At 66.6% G+C, this 23307-nt stretch carries 21 protein-coding genes; 16 read left to right on the top strand and 5 right to left on the bottom strand.

The window, feature by feature from the left end; translation table 11 throughout:
- The coding region (locus C265_RS26760) for an aldehyde dehydrogenase family protein (protein WP_010814891.1) at positions 1-855 on the top strand (855 nt) is incomplete at its 5' end.
- An 87-nt stretch (positions 856-942) separates the two neighbouring features.
- On the opposite strand, the gene C265_RS26755 is transcribed toward C265_RS26760, so the two are convergent.
- Entirely contained in the window at positions 943-1920 is a 978-nt protein-coding gene (locus C265_RS26755) for a GlxA family transcriptional regulator (RefSeq protein ID WP_052181682.1), read from the bottom strand.
- Between the two features lie 164 nt (positions 1921-2084).
- Between C265_RS26755 and C265_RS26750 the strand changes: the two genes are divergently transcribed.
- The 3 genes from C265_RS26750 (at position 2085) to C265_RS26740 (ending at position 5120) form a co-directional block, all read left to right on the top strand.
- Positions 2085-3335 carry an MFS transporter gene (locus tag C265_RS26750; RefSeq protein WP_010814889.1) on the top strand — a complete coding sequence of 417 codons (1251 nt, stop codon included), beginning with the start codon at positions 2085-2087 and terminating at the stop codon, positions 3333-3335.
- A 7-nt stretch (positions 3336-3342) separates the two neighbouring features.
- The gene (locus tag C265_RS26745; RefSeq protein ID WP_010814888.1) at positions 3343-3546 is read left to right on the top strand and encodes a hypothetical protein; all 204 of its coding nucleotides are present in this window, start codon (positions 3343-3345) and stop codon (positions 3544-3546) included.
- A gap of 176 nt (positions 3547-3722) precedes the next feature.
- Entirely contained in the window at positions 3723-5120 is a 1398-nt protein-coding gene (locus tag C265_RS26740) for an amino acid permease (RefSeq protein WP_010814887.1), read from the top strand.
- Positions 5121-5126: 6 nt separating this feature from the next.
- On the opposite strand, the gene C265_RS26735 is transcribed toward C265_RS26740, so the two are convergent.
- A complete protein-coding gene (locus C265_RS26735) occupies positions 5127-6533 on the bottom strand; it encodes a PLP-dependent aminotransferase family protein (protein ID WP_010814886.1) in 1407 nt (468 codons plus the stop codon).
- A gap of 224 nt (positions 6534-6757) precedes the next feature.
- On the opposite strand from C265_RS26735, the gene C265_RS26730 reads away from it, so the two are divergent.
- The 5 genes from C265_RS26730 (at position 6758) to C265_RS33020 (ending at position 12682) form a co-directional block, all read left to right on the top strand.
- Positions 6758-7096 carry a DUF2917 domain-containing protein gene (locus C265_RS26730; RefSeq protein ID WP_010814885.1) on the top strand — a complete coding sequence of 113 codons (339 nt, stop codon included), beginning with the start codon at positions 6758-6760 and terminating at the stop codon, positions 7094-7096.
- Positions 7097-7379: 283 nt separating this feature from the next.
- Complete coding sequence (icmF, locus tag C265_RS26725) at positions 7380-10670, top strand: fused isobutyryl-CoA mutase/GTPase IcmF (protein WP_010814884.1); 3291 nt, start codon at positions 7380-7382, stop codon at positions 10668-10670.
- Positions 10671-10812: 142 nt separating this feature from the next.
- Positions 10813-11250 (top strand): HIT family protein, encoded by a 438-nt coding sequence (locus C265_RS26720; protein ID WP_010814883.1) that lies wholly within the window; start codon positions 10813-10815, stop codon positions 11248-11250.
- Between the two features lie 51 nt (positions 11251-11301).
- Positions 11302-12156, top strand: a complete 855-nt coding sequence (locus C265_RS26715; protein ID WP_010814882.1) for a 3-hydroxybutyryl-CoA dehydrogenase — start codon at positions 11302-11304, stop codon at positions 12154-12156.
- 184 nt (positions 12157-12340) lie between these two features.
- Positions 12341-12682: a hypothetical protein gene (locus C265_RS33020; RefSeq protein ID WP_010814881.1), complete on the top strand. Its 342-nt coding sequence runs from the start codon at positions 12341-12343 to the stop codon at positions 12680-12682.
- Between the two features lie 49 nt (positions 12683-12731).
- Here C265_RS33020 and C265_RS26705 read toward each other — a convergent pair whose 3' ends face one another.
- Both C265_RS26705 and C265_RS26700 read right to left on the bottom strand, forming a co-directional pair.
- Positions 12732-13154 (bottom strand): DUF3293 domain-containing protein, encoded by a 423-nt coding sequence (locus tag C265_RS26705; RefSeq protein ID WP_010814880.1) that lies wholly within the window; start codon positions 13152-13154, stop codon positions 12732-12734.
- 1 nt (position 13155) lies between these two features.
- Positions 13156-13824: a Crp/Fnr family transcriptional regulator gene (locus C265_RS26700; RefSeq protein ID WP_010814879.1), complete on the bottom strand. Its 669-nt coding sequence runs from the start codon at positions 13822-13824 to the stop codon at positions 13156-13158.
- A 237-nt stretch (positions 13825-14061) separates the two neighbouring features.
- Here C265_RS26700 and C265_RS26695 point away from each other — a divergent pair, with 237 nt between their 5' ends.
- The 7 genes from C265_RS26695 to C265_RS26665 all read left to right on the top strand — a co-directional run bounded on the left by C265_RS26695 (position 14062) and on the right by C265_RS26665 (position 22686).
- Positions 14062-16020, top strand: a complete 1959-nt coding sequence (locus C265_RS26695) for a long-chain fatty acid--CoA ligase (RefSeq protein WP_010814878.1) — start codon at positions 14062-14064, stop codon at positions 16018-16020.
- A gap of 14 nt (positions 16021-16034) precedes the next feature.
- Complete coding sequence (locus C265_RS26690) at positions 16035-16997, top strand: ABC transporter ATP-binding protein (protein WP_037025387.1); 963 nt, start codon at positions 16035-16037, stop codon at positions 16995-16997.
- A gap of 11 nt (positions 16998-17008) precedes the next feature.
- Positions 17009-17923 carry a branched-chain amino acid ABC transporter permease gene (locus C265_RS26685; protein ID WP_010814876.1) on the top strand — a complete coding sequence of 305 codons (915 nt, stop codon included), beginning with the start codon at positions 17009-17011 and terminating at the stop codon, positions 17921-17923.
- A 24-nt stretch (positions 17924-17947) separates the two neighbouring features.
- Positions 17948-19024: a branched-chain amino acid ABC transporter permease gene (locus tag C265_RS26680; RefSeq protein WP_010814875.1), complete on the top strand. Its 1077-nt coding sequence runs from the start codon at positions 17948-17950 to the stop codon at positions 19022-19024.
- Between the two features lie 90 nt (positions 19025-19114).
- Positions 19115-20452: an ABC transporter substrate-binding protein gene (locus C265_RS26675; protein WP_010814874.1), complete on the top strand. Its 1338-nt coding sequence runs from the start codon at positions 19115-19117 to the stop codon at positions 20450-20452.
- 78 nt (positions 20453-20530) lie between these two features.
- A complete protein-coding gene (locus C265_RS26670) occupies positions 20531-21349 on the top strand; it encodes an ABC transporter ATP-binding protein (RefSeq protein WP_010814873.1) in 819 nt (272 codons plus the stop codon).
- Positions 21350-21435: 86 nt separating this feature from the next.
- Positions 21436-22686 carry a phenylacetate--CoA ligase family protein gene (locus tag C265_RS26665; RefSeq protein ID WP_010814872.1) on the top strand — a complete coding sequence of 417 codons (1251 nt, stop codon included), beginning with the start codon at positions 21436-21438 and terminating at the stop codon, positions 22684-22686.
- Positions 22687-22828: 142 nt separating this feature from the next.
- Here the strand turns inward: C265_RS26665 and C265_RS26660 are convergent, their stop codons facing one another.
- Positions 22829-23197, bottom strand: a complete 369-nt coding sequence (locus C265_RS26660) for a YbaN family protein (RefSeq protein WP_010814871.1) — start codon at positions 23195-23197, stop codon at positions 22829-22831.
- Between the last annotated feature and the right edge of the window lie 110 nt (positions 23198-23307).

The raw sequence follows: 23307 nt of genomic DNA, 5'->3' as shown, positions 1-23307 counted from the left end.
GCGCATCCGGATGTGCAGGCGCTGTCGTTCGTCGGCTCGACGCCGATCGCCGAGTACATCTACACGGAAGGGACCAGGCACGGCAAGCGCGTGCAGGCATTGGGCGGCGCCAAGAACCACCTGGTGGTGATGCCCGATGCCGATCTCGACCAGGCGGTCGATGCGCTGATCGGTGCCGCGTATGGTTCTGCCGGCGAACGCTGCATGGCGATCTCGGTCGCCGTGGCCGTGGGCGATGTCGCTGACAAGCTCGTGCCGCGCCTCGCCGAACGTGCGAGCTCGCTGAAGATCCGCAACGGCATGGAGTCCGACGCCGAAATGGGTCCGCTGGTAACCGCTGCGCACAAGGCGAAGGTGGAGGGCTATATCGCCAAGGGCGTGGAAGAGGGCGCGACGCTGGTGACCGATGGCCGCGGTCATACCGTACCCGGCCATGAGAACGGCTTCTATGTCGGCGGCACGCTGTTCGACCACGTCAAGCCGGATATGACGATCTACAAGGAAGAGATCTTCGGCCCGGTGCTGTCGGTAGTGCGCGTGCATGACTTTTCCGAAGCGGTGGCGCTGATCAATGCGCATGAATACGGCAACGGCGTGTCGTGCTACACCAGCGACGGCGGCATCGCGCGTGCGTTCGCGCGGCAGATCCAGGTCGGCATGGTCGGCATCAACGTGCCGATCCCGGTGCCGATGGCCTGGCATTCGTTCGGTGGCTGGAAGCGATCGCTGTTCGGTGACCACCATGCTTATGGCGAAGAGGGCGTGCGCTTCTACACGCGCTACAAGAGCGTGATGCAGCGCTGGCCGGATTCGATCGCCAAGGGCGCTGAGTTCACCATGCCGGTGGCGAAGTAGGTTGTTGTGCCTATCGGGCGGGGACCGGGTTGACGGTCCCCGCTCCGTTCAGGCGCCAGCGGCCGCTTGTTTCACGCCTGAGTGCGGCTATTCCGCGCTGCGCGTGCTGGCCTGCCGGTAGGCGCTCGGCGTGCCGGCTTCTCCCTTGTTCCAGCAGGCGCGGAAGGCCTGCACGCTGGCGAAGCCGCTCTTCAACGCGATCGCTTCCACCGGCAGCGTCGATGCGGCCAGCAGCTTGCGCGCGCGTGCCATGCGCAGGGTCAGCTGGTATTGCTTCGGCGTGAGGCCGGTTTCCTCATGGAACAGGCGCGACAGGTGCCTGACGCTGACTGCGAAACGCTGCGCAAAGCGCGGGTCAGCGACGTTGGCTTCCAGGTCGCGCGAGATCGCATCCTGCACTGCATGCACCAGCGGATTGCCGTGCGAGCGTGCGCTGAACTGAGGTTCAAGCTGCGGATCGGCGCCGAAGCGCCGGAACGGCACGACGTTGTCGTGCGCCACCGCAATCGCGGCCTCGTCGCCGCAGGCGTTGGCCACCAGCCGCAGCGCCAGGTCGATGCCGGAGGCCACGCCGGCCGAGGTCCAGACATTGCCGTCGCGGACGAACACGCGGTTGTCGATTACCGAGGCATCCGGATGGCGCGCGCGCAGGCGCTTGATATGTGCATGGTGTGTCGTGCACAGGCGCCCGTCGAGCAGGCCCGCTGCGCCGAGCAGGAAGGCGCCGGTGCAGACTGCGGCCACCTGTACGCCGCCATTCCTGCCCTCACCAAAGCTCTCCCTCAACCATGCCGCGCTATCGTGCCACGCATTCGATGTCGTCAGTGTGTCCAGAAGTTTGCTGCCAACGGCGATGACCACGTCGCCGGCTTCGAGCCGGGCGGGCAGGCGTTCAACCCGGCCAAGCGCCGGACCCTGGAAGGACGTGACGCTGGAATGCGGGCCGACGCAGCGCACAGTGAGTGGCGCAAGGCCAAGTTCCGCCACGCTCGACAGGATCTGCAGCGGCCCGCCGAGGTCGAGCATATGGACATTGGGCAACACCAGGAAATAGGCGGTAGTCATCACCAGTGTGGAGATCGCAAGGCCGATGCCGGCATTCTCGCGCGAATCGCAGGCTTTGTATCGGCGATGGCCGAAAATTTGCTTTTCTGGTCCATGGCGTTGCCCCGGCGGGCGGCCGGCTTTCCTTAGCATGGTCAACGAACCCCTGCCAAAGAGAGATCGCCATGCACCGCACCCGCCTGCCCGCCGTCACCGTGGCCCTGGTCGCCATCGGCTTTGCCGTGATGTTCGTGTCGACCGCGGTCAAGGGCCTCTACCAGGTGTACTTCGTCGACCTCGCCACGCACTTCGGGCAGGGCCGTGCGCAGTTTGCCTGGTCCGGCAGTGTCTTTATGCTCGCCACCGGGCTGATGTCGCCGGTGGTCGGCGCGCTCAGCGATCGCGTCGGCCCGCTGCGCACCGCGGCCGCTGGGGCGCTGGCGGCAGGCATTGCGCTGGGTGGCGCGGCGCTGTGGCCGGGATCGCTGACGTTCTTCGTGCTGATGTTCGGCCTCGCCGGTGCGTTCGGGCTGGCGGCCATGACCTTTGTGCCGATGGGCATCCTGGTGGACCGGCTGTTCGAGGAGCGCAAGAAGGGGCTGGCCTATGCGGTGGTTACCAACGGCACCGCGATCGGCTTTATCGTGCTGTCGCCGCTGTGGATCTGGCTGCAGCCGCAGGCGGGCTGGATCACGGCGTTCGGCGTGGCCGGTGCGGTGTTTGCGTTGCCGGTGGCCGGCGCCTTGTGGCTGACTTCGCGCTGGGAGCCGGCGTCCGCACCGGCGCCACGCACGGCCGGGGCCGATGTGCCGGCATGGACGGTGGTGCGGCGTGACCCGGTGTTCTATGCGCTGGCGGCCGGCTTCTTCGGCTGCGGCGCCACCATGGCCTTTATCGACGTGCACCTGATCGCGTACTGGCAGGGGCAGGGCGTGCCGCGGCTGGCGATGGGCTATGCGATGAGCACGCTCGGCGCGCTGGAGCTGGCCAGCGGCCTGGTCTCCGGCGCGCTGGCGCTGCGCTGGGACAAGCACCGGCTGCTGGCCGCGTTCTACGCGCTGCGCTCGGCATCGATGCTGTTGCTGCTGGTGCCGGGCCTGGGCGTGCTGCCGTTTGCGGTCGGCTTTGGCGCCAGCTATCTGGGAACGGTGATCCTGACCTCGATGTTCTGCTTCGAGCGCTACGGCAGCCGGATCAAGGGCAAGGTGTTTGGCCTGCTGTTCCTCGGGCACCAGCTGGGCGCCTTCCTGACGGTGCAGCTGGGGGCGTGGTCGTTCGATGCCACGCGCAGCTACCAGCACAGCATCACGGCGCTGGTGGCGGTGACGCTGTGCTCCGCCGCGTGCTCGTGGCTTGGCCTGCGCCGCGCGGGGCCGTTGCCGGCACTTGCCAAGGGCCCGGCACATGCCGCGGTTCCCGAGGCTGCCAGCCGCTGAAGTGCCGATGCTGCCGCGGCTCCTTCTTGCCTGCGCGGCTCTCGCCCCGCTGGGGCTGGCGGCCCTGGCGGGGCCGTGGCCGCTGCGCGCGAGGATTGCAGCGCTGGCGGCACTGGCCCTTGCCGGCGCTGCACTGCTGGCGCTCGATCCGCTTGCCGCCGCCCTGGCGCGCGTGGACGGCATCCTGTCGGCGCCCGGCTGCGGCGGCTGACTTTGCCTGCGGTCAGGGCCGGCCAGCCTGGCCTTTTCTATCATTCGATGACGTGCCTGCCGCGCGCGGGCGCGCAATGTGACGCCTTCGCGCCGCGGCGGGCGTAAACTACCGCCCTTTTTCCGGGCCCGCGCGGCTTGCCGCCGCGTGCCCGGCCACAGTTGCATGGAGTCTGAATGAGCTTGTTCCGCACCAAGGACATCGACGCGATGCTGGCCGTCGCGCGCGATGACGGCCTGAAGAAGGTGCTGGGTCCAACCGACCTGGTGATGATGGGCATCGGCGCCATCATCGGCACCGGCATTTTCGTGCTGACCGGCACCGGCGCGCTGACCGCGGGGCCGGCGCTGACGGTGTCGTTCGTGATCGCGGCGCTGGCGTGCGGCTTTGCCGCGCTGTGCTACGCGGAGTTTGCCTCGGCGATCCCGGTGTCGGGATCGATCTATACCTACAGCTATGCCACGCTGGGCGAGATCGTCGCGTGGATGATCGGCTGGGACCTGCTGCTGGAATACGGGCTGGCCACGTCCGCCGTGTCGGTGGGGTGGTCGGGCTACTTCCAGTCGCTGATGGCGGGCTTCGGGCTGAAACTGCCGGCGGCGCTGACCGCGGCGCCAGGCTCGGTGCCGGGGGTGAAGTCCATGCTGAACCTGCCGGCGTGCCTGATCATGCTGGCCATCACCTGGGTGGTGTCGTACGGCGTGCGCGAATCCACGCGCATCAACAACCTGATGGTGGCGGTCAAGATCGGCGTGGTGCTGCTGTTTATCGCGGTGGGCGTGTGGCATGTGCAGCCGGCCAACTGGCAGCCGTTCGCGCCATTCGGCTTTGCCGGCATCTTCAATGCGGCGGCGCTGGTGTTCTTTGCCTTTATCGGCTTCGACGCGGTGACCTCGGCCGCGGAAGAGGTGCGCAACCCGCGCCGCGACCTGCCGATCGGCATCATCGGTTCGCTGGCGGTGTGCACGGTGCTGTATGTGGTGGTGGCCGCCATCATGACCGGCATCGTGCCGTTCGCGAAGTTTGCCGGCGTGGACCACCCGGTCTCACTGGCGCTGCAGTTCGCGGGCCAGAACTGGGTGGCGGGCTTTGTCGACCTGGGCGCGATCCTGGGCATGACCACGGTGATCCTGGTGATGACCTACGGCCAGACCCGCGTGATCTTTGCGATGTCGCGCGACGGCCTGCTGCCCGAGCGGCTGTCATCCGTGCACCCGGTGCATGCCACGCCGTATTTCGCCACCTGGATCGTCGGCATCGTGTTTGCCGCGATTGCCGCCTTCGTGCCGCTGAACGTGCTGGCCGAGCTGATCAATATCGGTACGCTGGCGGCCTTCACGCTGATCTCGGTGGCGGTGCTGGTGCTGCGCAAGACGCGCCCGGAACTGCCGCGCGCATTCCGCTGCCCGGGCGTGCCGGTGGTACCGCTGCTGTCGATCGGCTTCTGCCTGTTCCTGATGGCGCATCTGCAGGCGCTGACCTGGATTGCCTTCCTCGTGTGGCTGTCGGTGGGGCTGGTGATCTACTTCGGCTACGCGCGGCGTAATGCCGTGCTGCATAACCACGGCGGCTGAGCGCCTTCAGCCGCCGCGCCCGGCCGCGGCCTTCATGAAGGCCACCGCGCGCGGCTCGTTGGCATAGGCGGCGTTGATCCGGATCCATGCCGAGGTCTCGCCGCCCGGGCGGAAGTAGTTGCCTGGGGCCAGCGTCACGCCGTATTCCTCGCCCAGCGTCACCAGTTCGCGCGAATCCTCGATGCCGGGCGGGCGCGCCCACAGGAAGTTGCCGCCGGACGGCTGGCAGAACACCTCCCAGCCGTTGCCGGTCAGCTGCCGCACGGCATTGGCGCAGGCCTCGCGCACGCGCAGGCGCAGCCGCTCCACATACTTGCGGTAGCCGCCGCGCTCCAGCAGCGCCGCCGTGACTGCTTCCGCGAAGTGCGAACCGGCCACGCTGGTCAGCACCTTCACATCGACCAGGTCCTTGACCAGCGCCTTGTCCGCCACCAGGTAGCCGACCCGCAGCGAGGCCGACACCGTCTTGGAAAAGCCGCCGATGTAGATCACGTGCTCAAGCTGGTCCAGCGTGGCCAGCCGGTCGGTGAAGTGGGTCTGGAAGTCCGAGAAGATATCGTCCTCGACAAAGCGGAAGCCATGCCGGCGCGCCAGCTCCAGCAGCCGGAATGCCACCGGCGGCGCCAGCGTCGATCCGGTCGGGTTCTGCAGCACGCTGTTGGTGAAGAACAGCTTGGGCTTGTGCTGGCGCAGCAGCGCCTCGGTGGCGTCCGGGTCGGGGCCGTTGGCCGTGTGCGGCACGCCCACCAGCTGCACCCCATGCAGCCGCAGCAGGCCGAACAGGTTGTAGTAGCCGGGATCTTCCACGAACACGGTATCGCCGGGCTTGAGCAGGTGGCGTACCACCAGGTCCAGCGCCTGGCTGGCACCGGTGGTGATCAGCACTTGCGGCAGTTCGGCGGCGATGCCCAGCTGGCGCACGCGCAGCAACACCTGGCGACGCAGTTCCGGATGCCCCATCGGCGTGGCGTAGTGGATCACGCTGTCGATCTCATTGCGCGAGATCGCGCGGATCGCCTGCGTCAGCCCCTCGACGTCGCGCCAGGTCTCCGGCACGAAGCCCCCGGCCAGCTTGAGCGTGCCGCTGGGGTGGTTGAACTGCTCGAGGATGTGGTCGGAAAGATCCTCGGCCAGGCTCGGATCGGACCATCCGCACGCCGAGCGCCCCGCCAGCGGGCTGTCCGCCACATAGAAGCCCGAACCCTGGCGCGAATCCAGCAGCCCCTGCGATACCAGCCGGTCATAGGCTTCGATCACCGGGAAGCGGCTGATGCCGTTCTCCGCCGCCAACTGCCGGATTGACGGCAGGCGTGCGCCGGGCCGTGCTTCGCGGTTGCCGATCCACGCTTTCACGCCGGCAACGATCTGCTCGGTCAGTGGAATTCCGGTGGAAGCATCTAAGATTAGTTTCATGGGCAGGCAGCCGGGGGAAGCCGGTAGGCGCAGATCGCTACAAGCGACAACTGTCAGGGAAAACTACTGAACAGTGCATCGAAAACTGTTCACAACTGTACATGGGATTGTAGTGAGGGATGCGAATAATGGAAGCGTGGCGGAGGAAGGCGCCGGCTACCGTGATCATTCGGCATCCACGGGGGCCGGCGCCGGACGCGACCGCCGGCTATGAGGAGTGGGACATGCGCGAACTACGGACTTTCGAGCTGGACGAGCCTGGGCTGCCAGTGAGCTGGCGCGCCGGTTACGGGCAGACCGTCTGCGCGGTGGCGGGCAAGTTGTGGGTGACGGTGGAAGGCAGTCCCAACGACATCTGGCTGGAGCCGGGCACTGAGCTGGCGTTGCCGGAGGGCTACCGGGTGTGGCTGTCGGGCGATGGCGCGGGCGCGCGCTTTACGCTGGCACAGGTGCCGGCGCCGTGGTCGCTGCGGCGGCTGGTGGCGTGGCTGCGGGCGATGCGGCACCGGGTGGAGGAGCACAGCACGGATGCGTTCGGGGAGTGCCCCAGGATCTGGGCCTGAGCGGACCACTCAAGCTTTGCCGGAACGGCCACCTGAGGGTGGCCTTTTGTTTGCCCGGATGCTTGCGCGGCGCCTGCCGCGGGCGCCTACTCTATAGGGACAGCCCCGTCCCATGCACGCCGGGCTCGGGGTTCCGCCCCATTGCTTTACGTTAACGTCAACGTCATATAATCGATCGGCCCCGACCCGGGGGCGCAGCCCGCGCGTTTGCGGCCAAGCCGGCACAGAGCGGTACTTCAGGCGCACGCCGCGGTGGCAGCCAACACCACAGACGGTGGAGACAATGACCGACCTTTCCGATGTGCATGATGTGCGCCGCGGTGCGCCCCAGCCCAAGCCCACCGCGCAAGGCCGCGGTCCGGTCAACAAGGTGCGCTTTGTCACGGCGGCGTCGCTGTTCGATGGCCATGACGCCTCGATCAACATCATGCGCCGCATCCTGCAGTCGCATGGCTGCGAGGTGGTCCACCTCGGCCACAACCGCTCGGTCGAGGAAGTGGTGACGGCGGCGCTGCAGGAAGACGCGCAGGGCATCGCGATTTCCAGCTACCAGGGCGGCCATGTCGAATATTTCAAGTACATGGTCGACTTGCTGCGCGAGAAGGGCGGCGAGCACGTGCAGGTCTTTGGCGGCGGTGGCGGCGTGATCGTGCCGGACGAGATCCGCGAGCTGCAGGCCTACGGCGTGGCGCGCATCTTCAGCCCCGAGGACGGCCAGCGCATGGGCCTGGCCGGCATGATTGCAGATATGGTGCAGCGCTGCGACATCGACCTGTCGCGCTATGCGCCGGCCTCGCTCGAACCCGTCACCGGCGGCGACCGCCGCGCGCTGGCCCAGTTGATTACCGCGCTGGAGAACGGCAAGGCCGATCCGGCGCTGGTGCAGGCGATGCATGCGCAAGCGGCAGCGGCATCGATCCCGGTGCTCGGCATCACCGGCACCGGCGGCGCCGGCAAGTCTTCACTGACCGACGAACTGATCCGCCGCTTCCGCCTCGACCAGCAGGATGCGCTGTCGATCGCCGTGATCTCGATCGACCCGTCGCGGCGCAAGTCGGGCGGCGCGCTGCTGGGCGACCGCATCCGCATGAACGCGATCAACCACCCGAACATCTTCATGCGCTCGCTGGCCACGCGCGAGGCTGGCTCCGAGATCTCGCAGGCGCTGCCGGACGTGATCGCCGCGTGCAAGGTGGCGGGCTTCGACCTGGTGATCGTCGAGACCTCGGGCATCGGCCAGGGCGACGCGGCCATCGTGCCGCACGTGGACCTGTCGCTCTATGTGATGACGCCCGAGTTCGGCGCGGCCAGCCAGCTCGAGAAGATCGACATGCTGGACTTTGCCGACTTCGTCGCCATCAACAAGTTCGACCGCAAGGGCGCGCAGGACGCGTGGCGCGACGTGGCCAAGCAGGTGCAGCGCAACCGCGAGCAATGGCACGGCAAGGCCGAGGACATGCCGGTCTACGGCACGCAGGCGTCGCGCTTCAATGACGATGGCGTGACCATGCTGTACCAGGGGCTGCGCGCGGCGCTGGCCGAACGCGGCCTGAAACTGCAGCCGGGCGTGCTGCCGGCGCAGGCGGGGCGCATCTCCACCGGCCAGAATGTGATCGTGCCGCCGGCGCGCAGCCGCTACCTGGCGGAACTGGCAGACACGGTGCGCGGCTACCACCGCCGCGTGATGGAGCAGAGCCGCATTGCACGCGAGCGCCAGCAACTGCGTGAATCGAGCCGCATGGTGCAGGCCGCGCAAGGCGATGGCGCGGCGCTGGATGCGCTGGCGGCGGAGCGCGACAGCGCCCTCGGCCAGGTCGAGCGCAAGCTGCTGGCGATGTGGCCGCAGATGCGCGAAGCCTACAGCGGCGACGAGTACGTAGTGAAAATCCGCGACCGGGAGATCCGCACCGGGCTGGTTACGACCACGCTGTCCGGCACCAAGGTGCGCAAGGTGGTGCTGCCGCGCTTCGAGGACGACGGCGAGGTGCTGAAGTGGCTGATGCGCGAGAACGTTCCCGGCAGCTTCCCGTACACCGCCGGCGTGTTCGCCTTCAAGCGCGAGAACGAAGACCCCACCCGCATGTTCGCCGGCGAGGGCGATGCCTTCCGCACCAACCGGCGCTTCAAGCTGGTGTCCGAAGGTATGGATGCCAAGCGGCTGTCGACCGCGTTCGACTCGGTCACGCTGTATGGCGAAGACCCGCATGTGCGTCCGGACATCTACGGCAAGGTCGGCAACTCCGGCGTGTCGATCGCCACGCTCGACGACATGAAGGTGCTGTACGACGGCTTCGACCTGACCAGCCCGAGCACCTCGGTGTCGATGACCATCAACGGCCCGGCCCCGACCATTTTGGCGATGTTCATGAACACCGCCATCGACCAGCAGCTCGACAAGTTCCGCGCCGACAACCAGCGCGAGCCCACCGCCGACGAAGAAGCCAAGATCCGCGCCTGGGTGCTGCAGAACGTGCGCGGCACGGTGCAGGCCGACATTCTCAAGGAAGACCAGGGCCAGAACACCTGCATCTTCTCCACCGAGTTCTCGCTCAAGGTGATGGGCGATATCCAGGAGTACTTTGTCCACCACCAGGTGCGCAACTTCTACTCGGTGTCGATCTCCGGCTACCACATCGCCGAGGCCGGCGCGAACCCGATCTCGCAGCTGGCGTTCACGCTGTCCAACGGCTTCACCTATGTGGAGGCGTACCTGGCGCGCGGCATGCATATCGACGATTTCGCGCCCAACCTGTCGTTCTTCTTCTCCAACGGCATGGACCCGGAGTACAGCGTGCTGGGCCGCGTCGCGCGCCGCATCTGGGCCGTGACCATGCGCGACAAATACGGCGCCAACGAGCGCAGCCAGAAGCTGAAGTACCACATCCAGACTTCGGGCCGCTCGCTGCATGCTCAGGAGATCGACTTCAACGATATCCGCACCACGCTGCAGGCGCTGATCGCGATCTACGACAACTGCAATTCGCTGCATACCAATGCCTACGACGAGGCCATCACCACGCCCACCGGCGAGTCGGTGCGCCGCGCGCTGGCGATCCAGCTGATCATCAACCGCGAGTGGGGCGTGGCCAGGTGCGAGAACCCCAACCAGGGCAGCTTCCTGATCGAGGAGCTGACCGACCTCGTGGAAGAGGCGGTGCTGCAGGAGTTCGAGCGCATTGCCGAGCGCGGCGGCGTGCTCGGTGCGATGGAGACCGGCTACCAGCGCGGCAAGATCCAGGAAGAGTCGCTCTACTATGAGCAGCTCAAGCACGACGGCACGCTGCCCATCATCGGCGTGAACACGTTCCGCAACCCGGACGGCGACCCGACCCCGCAGAAGCTGGAGCTGGCGCGCTCCAGCGAGGCCGAGAAGCAGAGCCAGCTCGACCGCCTGCATGCGTTCCAGCAGGCCCACGCGGCCGAGGCGCCGGCCATGCTGGCGCAGTTGCGCCAGGCGGTGATCGACAACCAGAACGTATTTGCGGTGCTGATGGGCGCGGTGCGGGTTTGCTCGCTGGGGCAGATCACCCATGCGCTGTTCGAAGTGGGCGGGCAGTACCGGCGCAATATGTAGAGCCGGCGGCACCGCGCAGCAAGCAGTGCCCGATTACCGCGCAGGGCGGCCGCAGTGAAGGGTCGCCCTGCGTTACACTCGAAGGCTGTGCCGGCGGCCGCGCCACGGCAAACGTATTCGAGACAACCGCAAGCCAAAGATCATGGACACCCAGTACAACCCGACCAATATCTTCGCGAAGATCCTGCGCGGCGAGCTGCCGTGCATCAAGGTCTACGAGGACGACGATACCATCGCCTTCATGGACATCATGCCGCAGGCCGACGGCCATACGCTGGTGGTGCCCAAGGAAGCCGCGGTCAACCTGTTCGACCTGTCCGAGCAGGGCGCGCAGGCCGCCATTGTCGCCACGCAGCGCGTGGCGCGCGCGGTGCGCGCGGCGTTTGCGCCCGACGGCATCTCCATCGGCCAGTTCAACGGCGCGGCCGCGGGCCAGACCGTGCCGCACGTCCATTTCCATATCGTGCCGCGCTATGCCGACAGCGCGCTGCGCGGCCATGCGCGCGAGATGCAGGACCCGGAACAGCTCAAGGGCCATGCCCAGCGCATCATCGCCGCGCTGCGCGAGCAGGGCGCCTGAGCCGCGCCTGAACCGATCAATCAGCAATCCAACCAAGCAGAGGAAGACAAGATGAGCATCAGGACAGTGGGCATCGTCGGTGCCGGCACCATGGGCAATGGCATCGCCCAGGCCTGCGCAGTGGTAGGTCTCAACGTGGTGATGGTCGACATCAGCGATGCCGCCGTGCAGAAGGGTGTCGCCACCGTGGCAAGCAGCCTGGACCGTCTGATCAAGAAGGAAAAGCTGACCGAGGCCGACAAGGCCAGCGCGCTGGCGCGCATCAAGGGCAGCACCTCGTATGACGATCTCAAGGCCACCGATATCGTGATCGAGGCCGCCACCGAGAACTACGACCTGAAGGTCAAGATCCTCAAGCAGATCGACGGCATCGTCGGCGAGAACGTGATCATCGCGTCCAACACCTCGTCGATCTCGATCACCAAGCTGGCTGCCGTGACCTCGCGCGCCGACCGCTTTATCGGCATGCACTTCTTCAACCCGGTGCCGGTGATGGCGCTGGTGGAACTGATCCGCGGCCTGCAGACCAGCGACACCACCCACGCCGCCGTCGAGGCCCTGTCGAAGCAGCTCGGCAAATACCCGATCACGGTCAAGAACAGCCCGGGCTTCGTCGTCAACCGCATCCTGTGTCCGATGATCAACGAGGCCTTCTGCGTGCTGGGCGAAGGCCTGGCCTCGCCGGAAGAGATCGACGAAGGCATGAAGCTGGGCTGCAACCACCCGATCGGGCCGCTGGCGCTGGCTGACATGATCGGCCTGGACACCATGCTGGCCGTGATGGAAGTGCTGTACACGGAGTTTGCCGATCCGAAGTACCGCCCGGCGATGCTGATGCGCGAGATGGTCGCTGCCGGCTACCTGGGCCGCAAGACTGGCCGCGGCGTGTACGTCTATAGCAAGTAAGCTGCCCGGCACTTGCCGCGTGGTACAGCGGCCGCCTGCGGGCGGCCGCTGCTTTTTCCGGGGCCGGTTCCGGTTGCCGCCAAATCCCGCTTACACGGCGTTATATGCCGAAACACTCCGCCGCATCCGGTAACAGGAATGCGCGGTAGAGTGCACCCATTCCCATTACGACAAAACAAGCTCCATGGCTCACCCGATTCTCTTTGCTGCGTTGCTCGCGGGCGCAATGTCCCTGCTGGCGGCCCGTTCGGCGATGGCCCATGTGGACGTGGGCGTGCAGATCGGCGCGCCGGTCTATGCGGCGCCGGCTCCGGTCTATGTGGCACCCCCGCCGCACGTGGTGTATGCGCCGCGCCATCACGGCTGGCATGGCGACCGTTATTGGGATGGCCGTCGCTGGTATGGCCGCCATGAGTGGCGCGGCCGCCATCACCACTATCATCGGCATCATCACTATCGCCACCACGGCCATGGGCATCGCGGTCATCACGGTCATCACGGCCATCGCGGTCATCACGGCCACTGACCGCCGCACCGGCTGAGGCGCCGGCCGGCACCACCGCCCGGCCCGGCGTTCAGCGCAGCAGCACCAGCCGCGGCACCGCGTCCGCGCCGCTCCAGACCACCGCGTTCTGTTCGTATTTCTCGCCGAGTGCCCGTGCATCCGCCAGCGACAGCCCCGGCACCAGGAAGCTCGGCTCGGCCGGCCAGCCGTTGCGTGGATGCTCTCCGGCGGCTTCGATTGCGCGCAATCCCATCCTTGCCAAGTCTTGCGCCAGCGCTTGCTGGCGCTTTGCGTTGGTGTCGTCGTCGCAGCGCAGGCTGAACGGGTTGGCGGCGGTAATGAAGGCGCTCGCTGCCACGCCCAGCGCGCGGTGCAGCGCCGCCAGCGGGGCGCTGGGTTGGTCTACCCGCAATACCATCGGCAGGTCGCCCAGCACGCGGTAGTGCGTCTCGCGATAGGCCTGCAGCGTGGCGTCGTCGATGGCGCTGGCCATGTTATTCGCCGTACTGCCGCAATCCCTCCAGGTCCAGCACCTCGATCACGCCGTAGTCCACCCGCACCAGGCCCTGCTGTTCCAGCACCTTGAGCGCCTGGTTGGCGCGCTGGCGCGAGATGCCAGCGAGCAGGCCGATCTCTTCCTGCGAGATCTCCAGCGTCTTGCCGATCCCCGGATACAGGTGCTCATTGAACAGCGACGACACCGCGCGCGCCACGCGCGAATCGATGTCGAGCAGCCGCTCATATTCCACCGCGGCGATGAACTGTCCCAGGCGTTCGTTGAACTGGGTCAGCAGGAAGCGCGTGAACGGCAGGCTGGTATCCAGCAACCACAGAAAAGTGTCGCGCGGCAGGAAGGCGATGGTCGAGCGGCGCAGCGCCATCACGTCGTACTTGCGGATTTCCGACTTGAGCACCGCGCCTTCGCCGAACCAGCCGCCGGTGGGCACGCCGGTGAATGTGACCGACTTGCCCGAGGGCGACACCGTGGTGATCTTGACGATGCCTTCGAGCACGCCCATCCAGTGCTCGGCCATATCACCCTTGTGACAGACGTAGTCGCCCTGGGTGTACTCGTGCACGAACATGGCGCGGCGCACGCGCTCGCGCTGCTCGGGACTCAGGTCTGCTGCCCACACGCAGCGGTCGACAAAATCGTTCAGCATGGCCTGAATTTGCTCCGGTAGGGATTAACCCGGAATTGTCACCGGCGTGACAACCCGGGTGGATGGCATGGGCTATCTTACGATCACCACGGAGCCGGGAAGTGCCGCAAAACAAGGCACCACGGGCTTGATGCGCTGCGGCATGACTGCCGCCAGGCAAAACAAGCCAAGTATAACCACCGGACCGACGCTTGACACCGCGCGTGGATCCCCACGCCGGAGGGACAGGAGACAGCGATGCAGGAATCGTCGGCGACGACCTTCCCGCGATGGCTGCTGGCGCACGCCCAGCAGCGGCCGGATCATCCGGCTCACCGCGAGAAGGATCTCGGCATCTGGCAGACATACAGCTGGGCCCAGGCGGCGCAGCAGGTGAGGGCACTGGCTTGCGGGCTGGCCGCACTCGGTTTCAGGCGTGGCATGAATCTGGCGGTGGTGGGCGACAACCGCCCGCGGCTGTACTGGGCCATGACCGCGGCGCAGGCGCTGGGCGGTGTGCCGGTGCCGCTGTACCAGGACGCCATCGCCAACGAGATGGTCTACGTGCTCAACGATGCGGAGATCGAGTTCGCCATCGTCGAGGACCAGGAGCAGGTCGACAAGCTGCTGGAAGTGGAAGCGCAGCTGGCCGAGTCCGGCCGCGCCGTGCGCCACGTCATCTTTGAAGACCCGCGCGGCCTGATGGACTACGACCATCCGTCGCTGATGTCTTATGAACAGCTACAGGAACTGGGCCGCGAGTTCGACCAGGCGCACCCGGGCTTCTATGACGAGGCCATCGCCGCCGGCCAGCCCGACGACACCGCGATCATCCTCTATACCTCCGGCACCACCGGCAAGCCCAAGGGCGTGTGCCATTCGCACTACGGCCTGATCGGCGCGGCGCGCAACGGCTGCGCCTTCGACAAGCTCAGCGCGGACGACGACGTGCTGTCCTACCTGCCGATGGCATGGGTGGGCGACAATCTGTTCTCATACGCGCAGGCGATGGTGGCGGGCTTCACGGTGAACTGCCCGGAATCGCGCGAAACGGTGATGACCGACCTGCGCGAGATCGGCCCCACCTACTACTTTGCGCCGCCGCGCATCTATGAAGGGCTGCTGACGCAGGTGATGATCCGCATGGAGGATGCCGGCTGGATCAAGCGCAAGCTGTTCCACTGGGCCATGGACGTGGCGAAGCGCTGCGGCACCGATATCCTCGACGGCAAGCCGGTATCGCTCGCGGACCGCGCGCGCTACGCCCTTGGCGAAGCGCTGGTCTACGGCCCGTTGCGCAATGTGTTGGGCATGAGCCGCATCCGCGTGGGCTATACCGCGGGCGAGGCGATCGGACCGGACCTGTTCCGCTTCTACCGCTCGATCGGCGTGAACCTGAAGCAGTTCTACGGCCAGACCGAGACCTGCGCCTATGTGTGCCTGCAGCCGGACGGCAAGGTCAAGTTCGATTCAGTCGGCCCGGCGGCGCCCGGCATGGAAATCCGCATCGCCGACAACGGCGAGGTGCTGGTGCGCGGCGTGGGCCTGCTCAAGTCCTACTACAAGCGCGATGACGCCACGCGCGAGGCCATCAACGACGAGGGCTACTTCATGACCGGCGACGCCGGCGTGATCGACGCCGACGGCCACCTGAAGATCATCGACCGCGCCAAGGACGTGGGCAAGCTGGCCGATGGCTCGATGTTCGCGCCAAAGTACATCGAGAACAAGCTCAAGTTCTTCCCGTACATCAAGGAAGCGGTGGCCTTCGGCAATGACCGCGACCAGGTCTGCGCGTTTATCAATATCGACTTCGAGGCCGTGGGCAACTGGGCCGAGCGCCGCCACCTGCCGTACGCCGGCTATGTCGACCTGGCCGCGCAGCCCGAGGTGCTGGAAATGATCGGCGAATGCGTGAACCAGGTGAATGCCGACCTGGCCAACGACCCGATGCTGGCCGGATCGCAGGTGGCACGCTTCCTGGTCCTGCACAAGGAACTGGATCCGGACGACGACGAGCTCACGCGCACGCGCAAGGTGCGCCGCGGCTTTATCGCCGACAAATACGGCGTGCTGGTGGAGGCGCTCTATGCGGGCAAGTCCGAGCAGTTCATCGAGACGCGCGTCAAGTTCGAAGACGGACGCGAGGGCAGCGTGTCGGCCACGCTGAAGCTGGTCAATGCGAAGCGCCTGCCGGTGGCGGCGCGCGCAGCATGAGCGAGGGCAGCAAGATGACGCAAGTAGCCTGGCAAGGCGCGGGGCAGCGCGAATGGGCGGGGACGGCACGCACGGATGCCAGCGGTGCCGGCAGCGGCGGCGCGATCGCACCCACGGGTCCGATGTCTCCTGCGGAACTGACGGATGACAGCGGCGCGCATCCCGGCACGCAGCGCGCGCAGCGCACCGGCGAACAGGCGCGCACCGGCGGCGAGGTGATCCTGGACCTGCAGCATATCTCGCTGTCGTTCGGCGGGGTCAAGGCGCTGACCGATATCTCGTTCGATGTGTGCGAGCACGAGGTGCGCGCCATCATCGGCCCCAACGGCGCCGGCAAGAGTTCGATGCTCAACGTGATCAACGGCGTCTATCACCCGCAGCAGGGACGCATCGTGTTCCGCGGCGAGGAGCGCAAGCAGATGCACCCGACCGCCGCGGCGCGCCAGGGCATTGCGCGTACCTTCCAGAACATCGCGCTGTTCAAGGGCATGACGGTGCTGGACAACATCATGACCGGGCGCAACACGCAGTTCCGCACCGGGCTCTTCGCCCACGCGCTGTGGTGGGGCCCGGCGCGCAACGAAGAGATGCGCCATCGCCAGAAGGTCGAGGAAGTGATCGACTTCCTCGAGATCCAGTCGATCCGCAAGACCCCGGTCGGGCGCCTGCCGTATGGCCTGCAGAAGCGCGTCGAACTGGCGCGCGCACTCGCGGCCGAGCCCTCGATGCTGCTGCTGGACGAGCCCATGGCCGGCATGAACGTGGAAGAGAAGCAGGACATGTGCCGCTTCATCCTGGACGTGAACCGGCAGTTCGGCACCACCATCGTGCTGATCGAGCACGACATGGGCGTGGTGATGGATATCTCCGACCGCGTGGTGGTGCTCGACTACGGCAAGAAGATCGGCGACGGCACGCCGGAAGAGGTCAAGGGCAACCCTGACGTGATCAAGGCGTACCTGGGCACTTCGCACTGAGGCTCTGAACCATGACGTTCTTCTTTGAAATCCTGATCGGCGGCTTGCTCTCTGGCCTGATGTACTCGCTGGTGGCGCTGGGCTTCGTGCTGATCTACAAGGCCTCGGGCGTGTTCAACTTTGCCCAGGGCGCGATGGTGTACTTCGCCGCGCTGGCGGTGGTGGGGCTGATGGACAAGGGCCTGCCGATGTGGGCCGCGGTGATCGGCGCCTTCGTGGTGATGATCCTGGTCGGCATGAGCACCGAGCGCTTCGTGCTGCGCAAGCTGGTCAACCAGCCGCCGATCACGCTGTTCATGGCGACCATCGGGCTGTCGTTCTTCCTCGAGGGCCTGGGGCCGCTGCTGTTCGGCAATGAGGTGCGCCCGATCAACCTGGGCATCGTCGACGAGCCGATCGAGTCGATCATGACCAACTTCAACATCGTGCTGTCCAAGTTCGATATTGCGGCGGCGGCCATTGCCGGCCTGCTGGTCGGATCGCTGGCGCTGTTCTTCCAGTACACCAAGGTCGGACGCGCGCTGCGCGCGGTCGCTGACGACCACCAGGCAGCGCTGTCGCTGGGCATCCCGCTGCAGAACATCTGGGCGATCGTGTGGGGCGTGGCGGGTTTCGTCGCGCTGGTGGCCGGCATGCTGTGGGGCTCGCGCAATGGCGTGCAGTTCGCGCTCACGCTGACCGCGCTCAAGGCGCTGCCGGTGCTGATCCTGGGCGGCTTCACCTCGGTGCCCGGCGCCATCGTCGGCGGGCTGATCATCGGTGCCTCGGAGAAGCTGGCCGAGATCTATATCCCGCCGGTGTTCCAGTCCATGTTCGGGGGCAACTTCGGCGGCATCGAAGGGTGGTTCCCGTATGTGTTTGCCTTGCTGTTTCTGCTGGTGCGGCCCGAAGGGCTGTTCGGCGAGAAACACATCGATCGCGTCTGACCGACTTCGCACAGGAGACTTGCCATGTTTTATCGTGAAGCCGGCCAGTTCAAGACCAGCTACGTCGCCGACAGCCAGATCTTTCCCATCCGCCAGGACCGCATCGGCTTTGCCGTGCTGATGGCGGTGGCCTTCGTGGCGATCCCGTTCGTCGGGTCGGAATACTGGTTCTCGGCCATCCTGATCCCGTTCCTGATTTTCTCGCTGGCGGCACTGGGGCTGAATATCCTGACCGGCTATGCCGGCCAGCTGTCGCTCGGTACCGCGGCCTTCATGGCGGTGGGTGCCTACGCGGCCTACAATTTCCAGCTGCGCGTGGAAGGCATGCCGGTGCTGCTGACATTCGTGATGGCGGGCCTTTCCGCGGCATTGGTGGGGGTGGCCTTCGGCCTGCCGTCGCTGCGCATCAAGGGCTTCTACCTCGCGGTGGCGACGCTGGCGGCGCAGTTCTTCGTGGTGTGGGCGCTGACCAAGTTCCCCTGGTTCTCCAACAACAGCTCGTCGGGCGTGATCACGGCGCAGCGGCTGGACCTGTTCGGCTTCGCCATCGACACCCCGCTGAAGAAGTACCTGTTCGTGCTGGCCATCGTCACGGTGCTGGCGCTGGCGGCCAAGAACCTGGTGCGCTCGGCCACCGGGCGCGCATGGATGTCGGTGCGCGACATGGACGTGGCGGCAGAGGTGATCGGCATCCCACTGATGCGCACCAAGCTGCTGGCGTTCGCGGTCAGCTCGTTCTACTGCGGCGTGGCCGGCGCGCTCTATGCGTTCTGCTACCTGGGCTCGGTCGAGCCGGACGGCTTCTCGCTGGACCTGTCGTTCCGCGTGCTGTTCATGATCATCATCGGCGGCGTGGGCAGCATCCTGGGCTCGTTCCTGGGCGCGGCCTTCATCCTGCTGCTGCCGATCTTCCTGGACAACGTGCTGCCGTCGCTGGCCGCGCTGCTGCACCTGCCATTCACCAATGCCACCGTGTCGCACATCCAGCTGATGGTGTTCGGCGGGCTGATCATCTTCTTCCTGATCGTGGAGCCGCACGGGCTGGCCCGGCTGTGGCAGATCGCCAAGGAGAAGCTGAGGCTGTGGCCGTTCCCTCATTGACGGGAGGGGGCCTGTATTACCGCAGTTCCTGTGTGAAGTTCTGAAGCTTACGCATAACGAAACGCTCCCTTGAGGGCGATGGAGACTGTCATGACCAACCTGATTCGCAATGTGCAACGCGCCGCCCTGGTGGTCAGCGCCGCGGCGGCACTGCTGGCGCCGGCGGCGCCGGCCATGGCGCAGAGCAACGAGCAGTTCGTGGCGCTGCCAAGCTACCGCGTGGGGCCGTATGGCGCCAACGGCCAGTCCTGGTATGGCGGCTTCATCGACTACCTCAACTACGTCAACCTGAAGGAAGGCGGGGTCAACGGCGTCAAGCTGTCGTGGGAAGAGTGCGAGACCGAGTACAACAACGCCAAGGGCGTGGAGTGCTATGAACGCCTGAAGTCCAAGAACGCCACCACCAAGGGCACGGCCTACCACGCCATGTCCACCGGCATCTCGTACGCGCTGGTCGACAAGACCGCTGCCGACAAGGTGCCGCTGGTGATGATGGGCTACGGCCGCACCGACGCGGTGGATGGCTCGGTGTTCCCGTATGCGTTCCCGCTGGTGACTACGTACCAGATGCAGGTCTCGGCCATCGTCAAGTACCTGGCCTCGAAGAACGGCGGCTCGCTGGCCGGCAAGAAGATCGTCTACCTGTATCACGACTCGGCCTATGGCAAGGAGCCGATCGTGGCGCTGCAGGCCGAGGCCAAGCTGGGCAAGTTCAACCTGGTGGAGATCCCGGTGGCGCACCCCGGCAACGAGCAGGGCGCGCAGTGGCTGAAGATTCGCCAGGAGAACCCCGACTACGTGATCTTCTGGGGCTGGGGCGTGATGAACCAGACCGCGCTGAAGGCCGCGCAGAAGGTGGGTTTTGCGCGCGACAAGATAATCGGCTCGTGGTGGGCCGGCTCGGAGGAAGACACGGTGCCGGCGGGTGATGCCTCCAAGGGCTACATGAGCGCCACCTGGAACGTGGCGGGCCGCAACGTGCCGCTGATCGCCGATATCGAGAAGGTGGTCTACGGTGCCGGCAAGGGCAATATGCAGGACAAGAACAAGGTGGGTTCGGTGCTGTACAACCGCGGCGTGTCGGCGGCGGTGGTGACGGTGGAAGCGGTGCGCGTGGCGCAGGCCAAGTTCGGCAAGGGCAAGCCCATGACCGGCGAGCAGATGCGCTGGGCCTTCGAGAACCTGAACCTGACCAACGCGCGCCTGCAGCAACTGGGCGCGACCGGCCTGCTGCCCGAGATCAAGACCAGCTGCGACAACCACGAGGGCTCGGGCAAGGTGAAGATCCAGCAGTGGGACGGCACCAAGTGGGTGGTGGTGTCGGACTGGATCGAGGGCAACAAGGGCCTGATCCACCCGCTGTTCAAGGCCACGGCGGCGCAGTACGCGAAGGAGAAGGGGATTACGCCGGCTTGTTCGAAGTCCTGATAGCAACCTGGCGGGCATGCGGTGCCTGGCGCCGCGTGCTCGCCTGAGCCGAACCGTCTTACCAACACGAGCCGCACCATGAGCCTTCTGTCCGTCAACAATATCGAAGTCATCTACGATCACGTGATCCTGGTGCTCAAGGGCGTCTCGCTCGAAGTGCCGGAAGGCAAGATCGTGGCGCTGCTCGGCGCCAACGGCGCGGGCAAGACCACCACGCTCAAGGCCATCTCCAACCTGCTGCAGGCCGAGCGCGGCGATGTCACCAAGGGCTCGATCGAATATCGCGGCGACCGCGTCGACCAGCTCACGCCCAACGACCTGGTGCGCCGCGGCGTGATCCAGGTGATGGAAGGGCGCCACTGCTTCGCGCACCTGACCATCGAAGAGAACCTGCTCACCGGTGCCTACACGCGCGGCCTGTCGCGCGGCCAGACGCGCGACGAGCTGGAAAAGATCTACGAATACTTCCCGCGGCTGAAGACGCGCCGCAAGTCGCAGGCCGGCTACACCTCCGGCGGCGAGCAGCAGATGTGCGCGATCGGCCGGGCCATGATGGCCAAGCCCGCGATGATCCTGCTGGACGAGCCTTCGATGGGGCTGGCGCCGCAGATCGTCGAGGAGATCTTCGAGATCGTGCGCGGCCTGAATTCGCGCGAGAACGTCAGCTTCCTGCTGGCCGAGCAGAACACCATGGTGGCGCTGCGCTATGCCGACTACGGCTACATCCTGGAAAACGGCCGCGTGGTGATGGACGGCGACGCCGAGTCGCTGCGCACCAACGAGGACGTCAAGGAGTTCTACCTGGGCGTGGCCGCCAACGATGCGGACGACGGTGCCGGGCGCAAGTCGTTCCGCGATGTGAAGAGCTACCGGCGCCGCAAGCGCTGGCTGGCGTAGGCACCCGACCGATTTCATCCGGCATTGCCACCACGCGCCCAGCGGCGCGGCGGCATGCCGCATCCCATTCCCTGACGCATAGCACCATGCCAGAACACTTCGATTCGCTCGAAACCCGCGCGCCGGAAGTCCGCGAGCAGGCGCTCCTTGCCGCCCTGGCACGCCAGGTGGCCCATGCGCGCGACAACGCGCCTTACTTTGCCGAGATGCTGGGCGGCGTCGACCCGCGGCTGCTGAGCTCGCGCGCGGCGCTGGCGGCGCTGCCGGTCACGCGCAAGTCGGACCTGACCGCGCGCCAGCGCGCACTGCCGCCGCTGGGCGGGCTCAACGCCACGCCGCTGGGCAAGCTGCGCCATGTGTTCCAGTCGCCCGGCCCGATCCATGAACCCGACGGCCATGACGCCGACTGGTGGCGCGTGGCCCGCGCCATGCATGCGGCGGGCTTCCGCGCCGGCGAGCTGGTCTACAACACCTTCTCCTACCACTTCACCCCGGCCGGCATGATGATGGAGACCGGCGCGCACCGGCTGGGCTGCTGCGTGTTCCCGGCCGGCGTCGGCCAGACCGATTCGCAGGTGCAGGCGCTGGCCAGCCTGCAGCCCACGGCCTACGCCGGCACGCCGTCGTTCCTGAAGCTGCTGCTGGAGCGCGGCGACGAGCTGGGCACGCCCTGCACCAGCCTGGCCAAGGCGCTGGTCTCGGGCGAGGCGCTGCCGCCGTCGCTGCGTGCCTGGTTCCAGGCGCGCGGCGTGCGCGTGCAGCAGATGTATGGCACCGCGGATGTCGGCCTGATTGCCTATGAGACCGAGGGCGGCGATGGCTGGGTGGTGGACGAGGGCGTGCTGGTAGAGATCGTCGAGCCCGGCGGTTCCCGGCCGATGCCCGAGGGCGAGACCGGCGAGGTGGTGGTGACGGTGCTGGGCAACGGCGACTACCCGCTGATCCGCTTCGGCACCGGCGACCTCTCGGCCATCGTGGCGGAGTCGTCGCAGCGGCCCAGCCCGTGCGGGCGCACCAATATCCGACTCAAGGGCTGGCTGGGCCGTGCCGACCAGGCCACCAAGGTCAAGGGCATGTTCGTGCATCCCGGGCAGGTGGCAGACGTGCTGCGGCGGCATCCGGAGATCCGCGCGGCGCGGCTGGTGGTGACTGGCGACCCAGGCGCGGACGTGATGACGCTGCGCTGCGAGGCTACGCGCGAGGATGGTGACTTGCAGCGTGCGGTGGCGGAATCGCTGCGCGAAGTGATGCGGCTGCGCGGTGAAGTAGCTTTCGTTGCGGCGGGGTCGTTGCCGCAGGATGGGAAGCTGATCGAGGATGCGCGCAGCTACGATTGAGTTGGGTGGCGGCTGGCAGGATCGACTTCGTTGATACGCTGGCAGCCCTCTCCCCCGGCCCTCTCCCGCAGGCGGGAGAGGGGCCGGCCGGGGATAGGGCCGGTGCGTCGACGGAGTGACGCGCTTCAATACGCCCGCATCCTCAAGACTTCCCCCCCTCCACCGGCCGCGTCGGCAGCCGGACCATCCAGACACTCACCCCCACCGCGCAAGCCAGCAACGCCGCCGAGGCAAGCGGCCGCGCCCGCAGCATCCACGCGGTCGTCCCCATCGACGCCCACATCATCGACAACGCCAGGCACTTGGCCCGGAAGGGAATGCTGCGATGGCGCTGCCAGTCGCTGACCAGCGGCCCGAAGCGCGGATGTCCCAGCAGCCATTCATGGAAGCGCCGGGATCCCCGCGCGAAGCATGCCGCGGCCAGCAGCACGAATGGCGTGGTCGGCAGCACCGGCAGGAAGATGCCGATCACCCCCAGCAGCAGGAAGACCGCGCCCAGCACCACCCACATGGCGCGCAGCGCCTGCTGCCGGCGGCTCAACGTGGCGTCGGAATCGGGCGGGGTGGTGGAGCTTGGACCAGGCAATGGTTGAATGAAGGGCCGCAATAGCGGCCCGGTAA

Source organism: Cupriavidus sp. GA3-3 (assembly GCF_000389805.1).
Taxonomy (GTDB): Bacteria; Pseudomonadota; Gammaproteobacteria; order Burkholderiales; family Burkholderiaceae; genus Cupriavidus; species Cupriavidus necator_D.
This window is presented reverse-complemented; position numbering and strand designations above follow the sequence as displayed.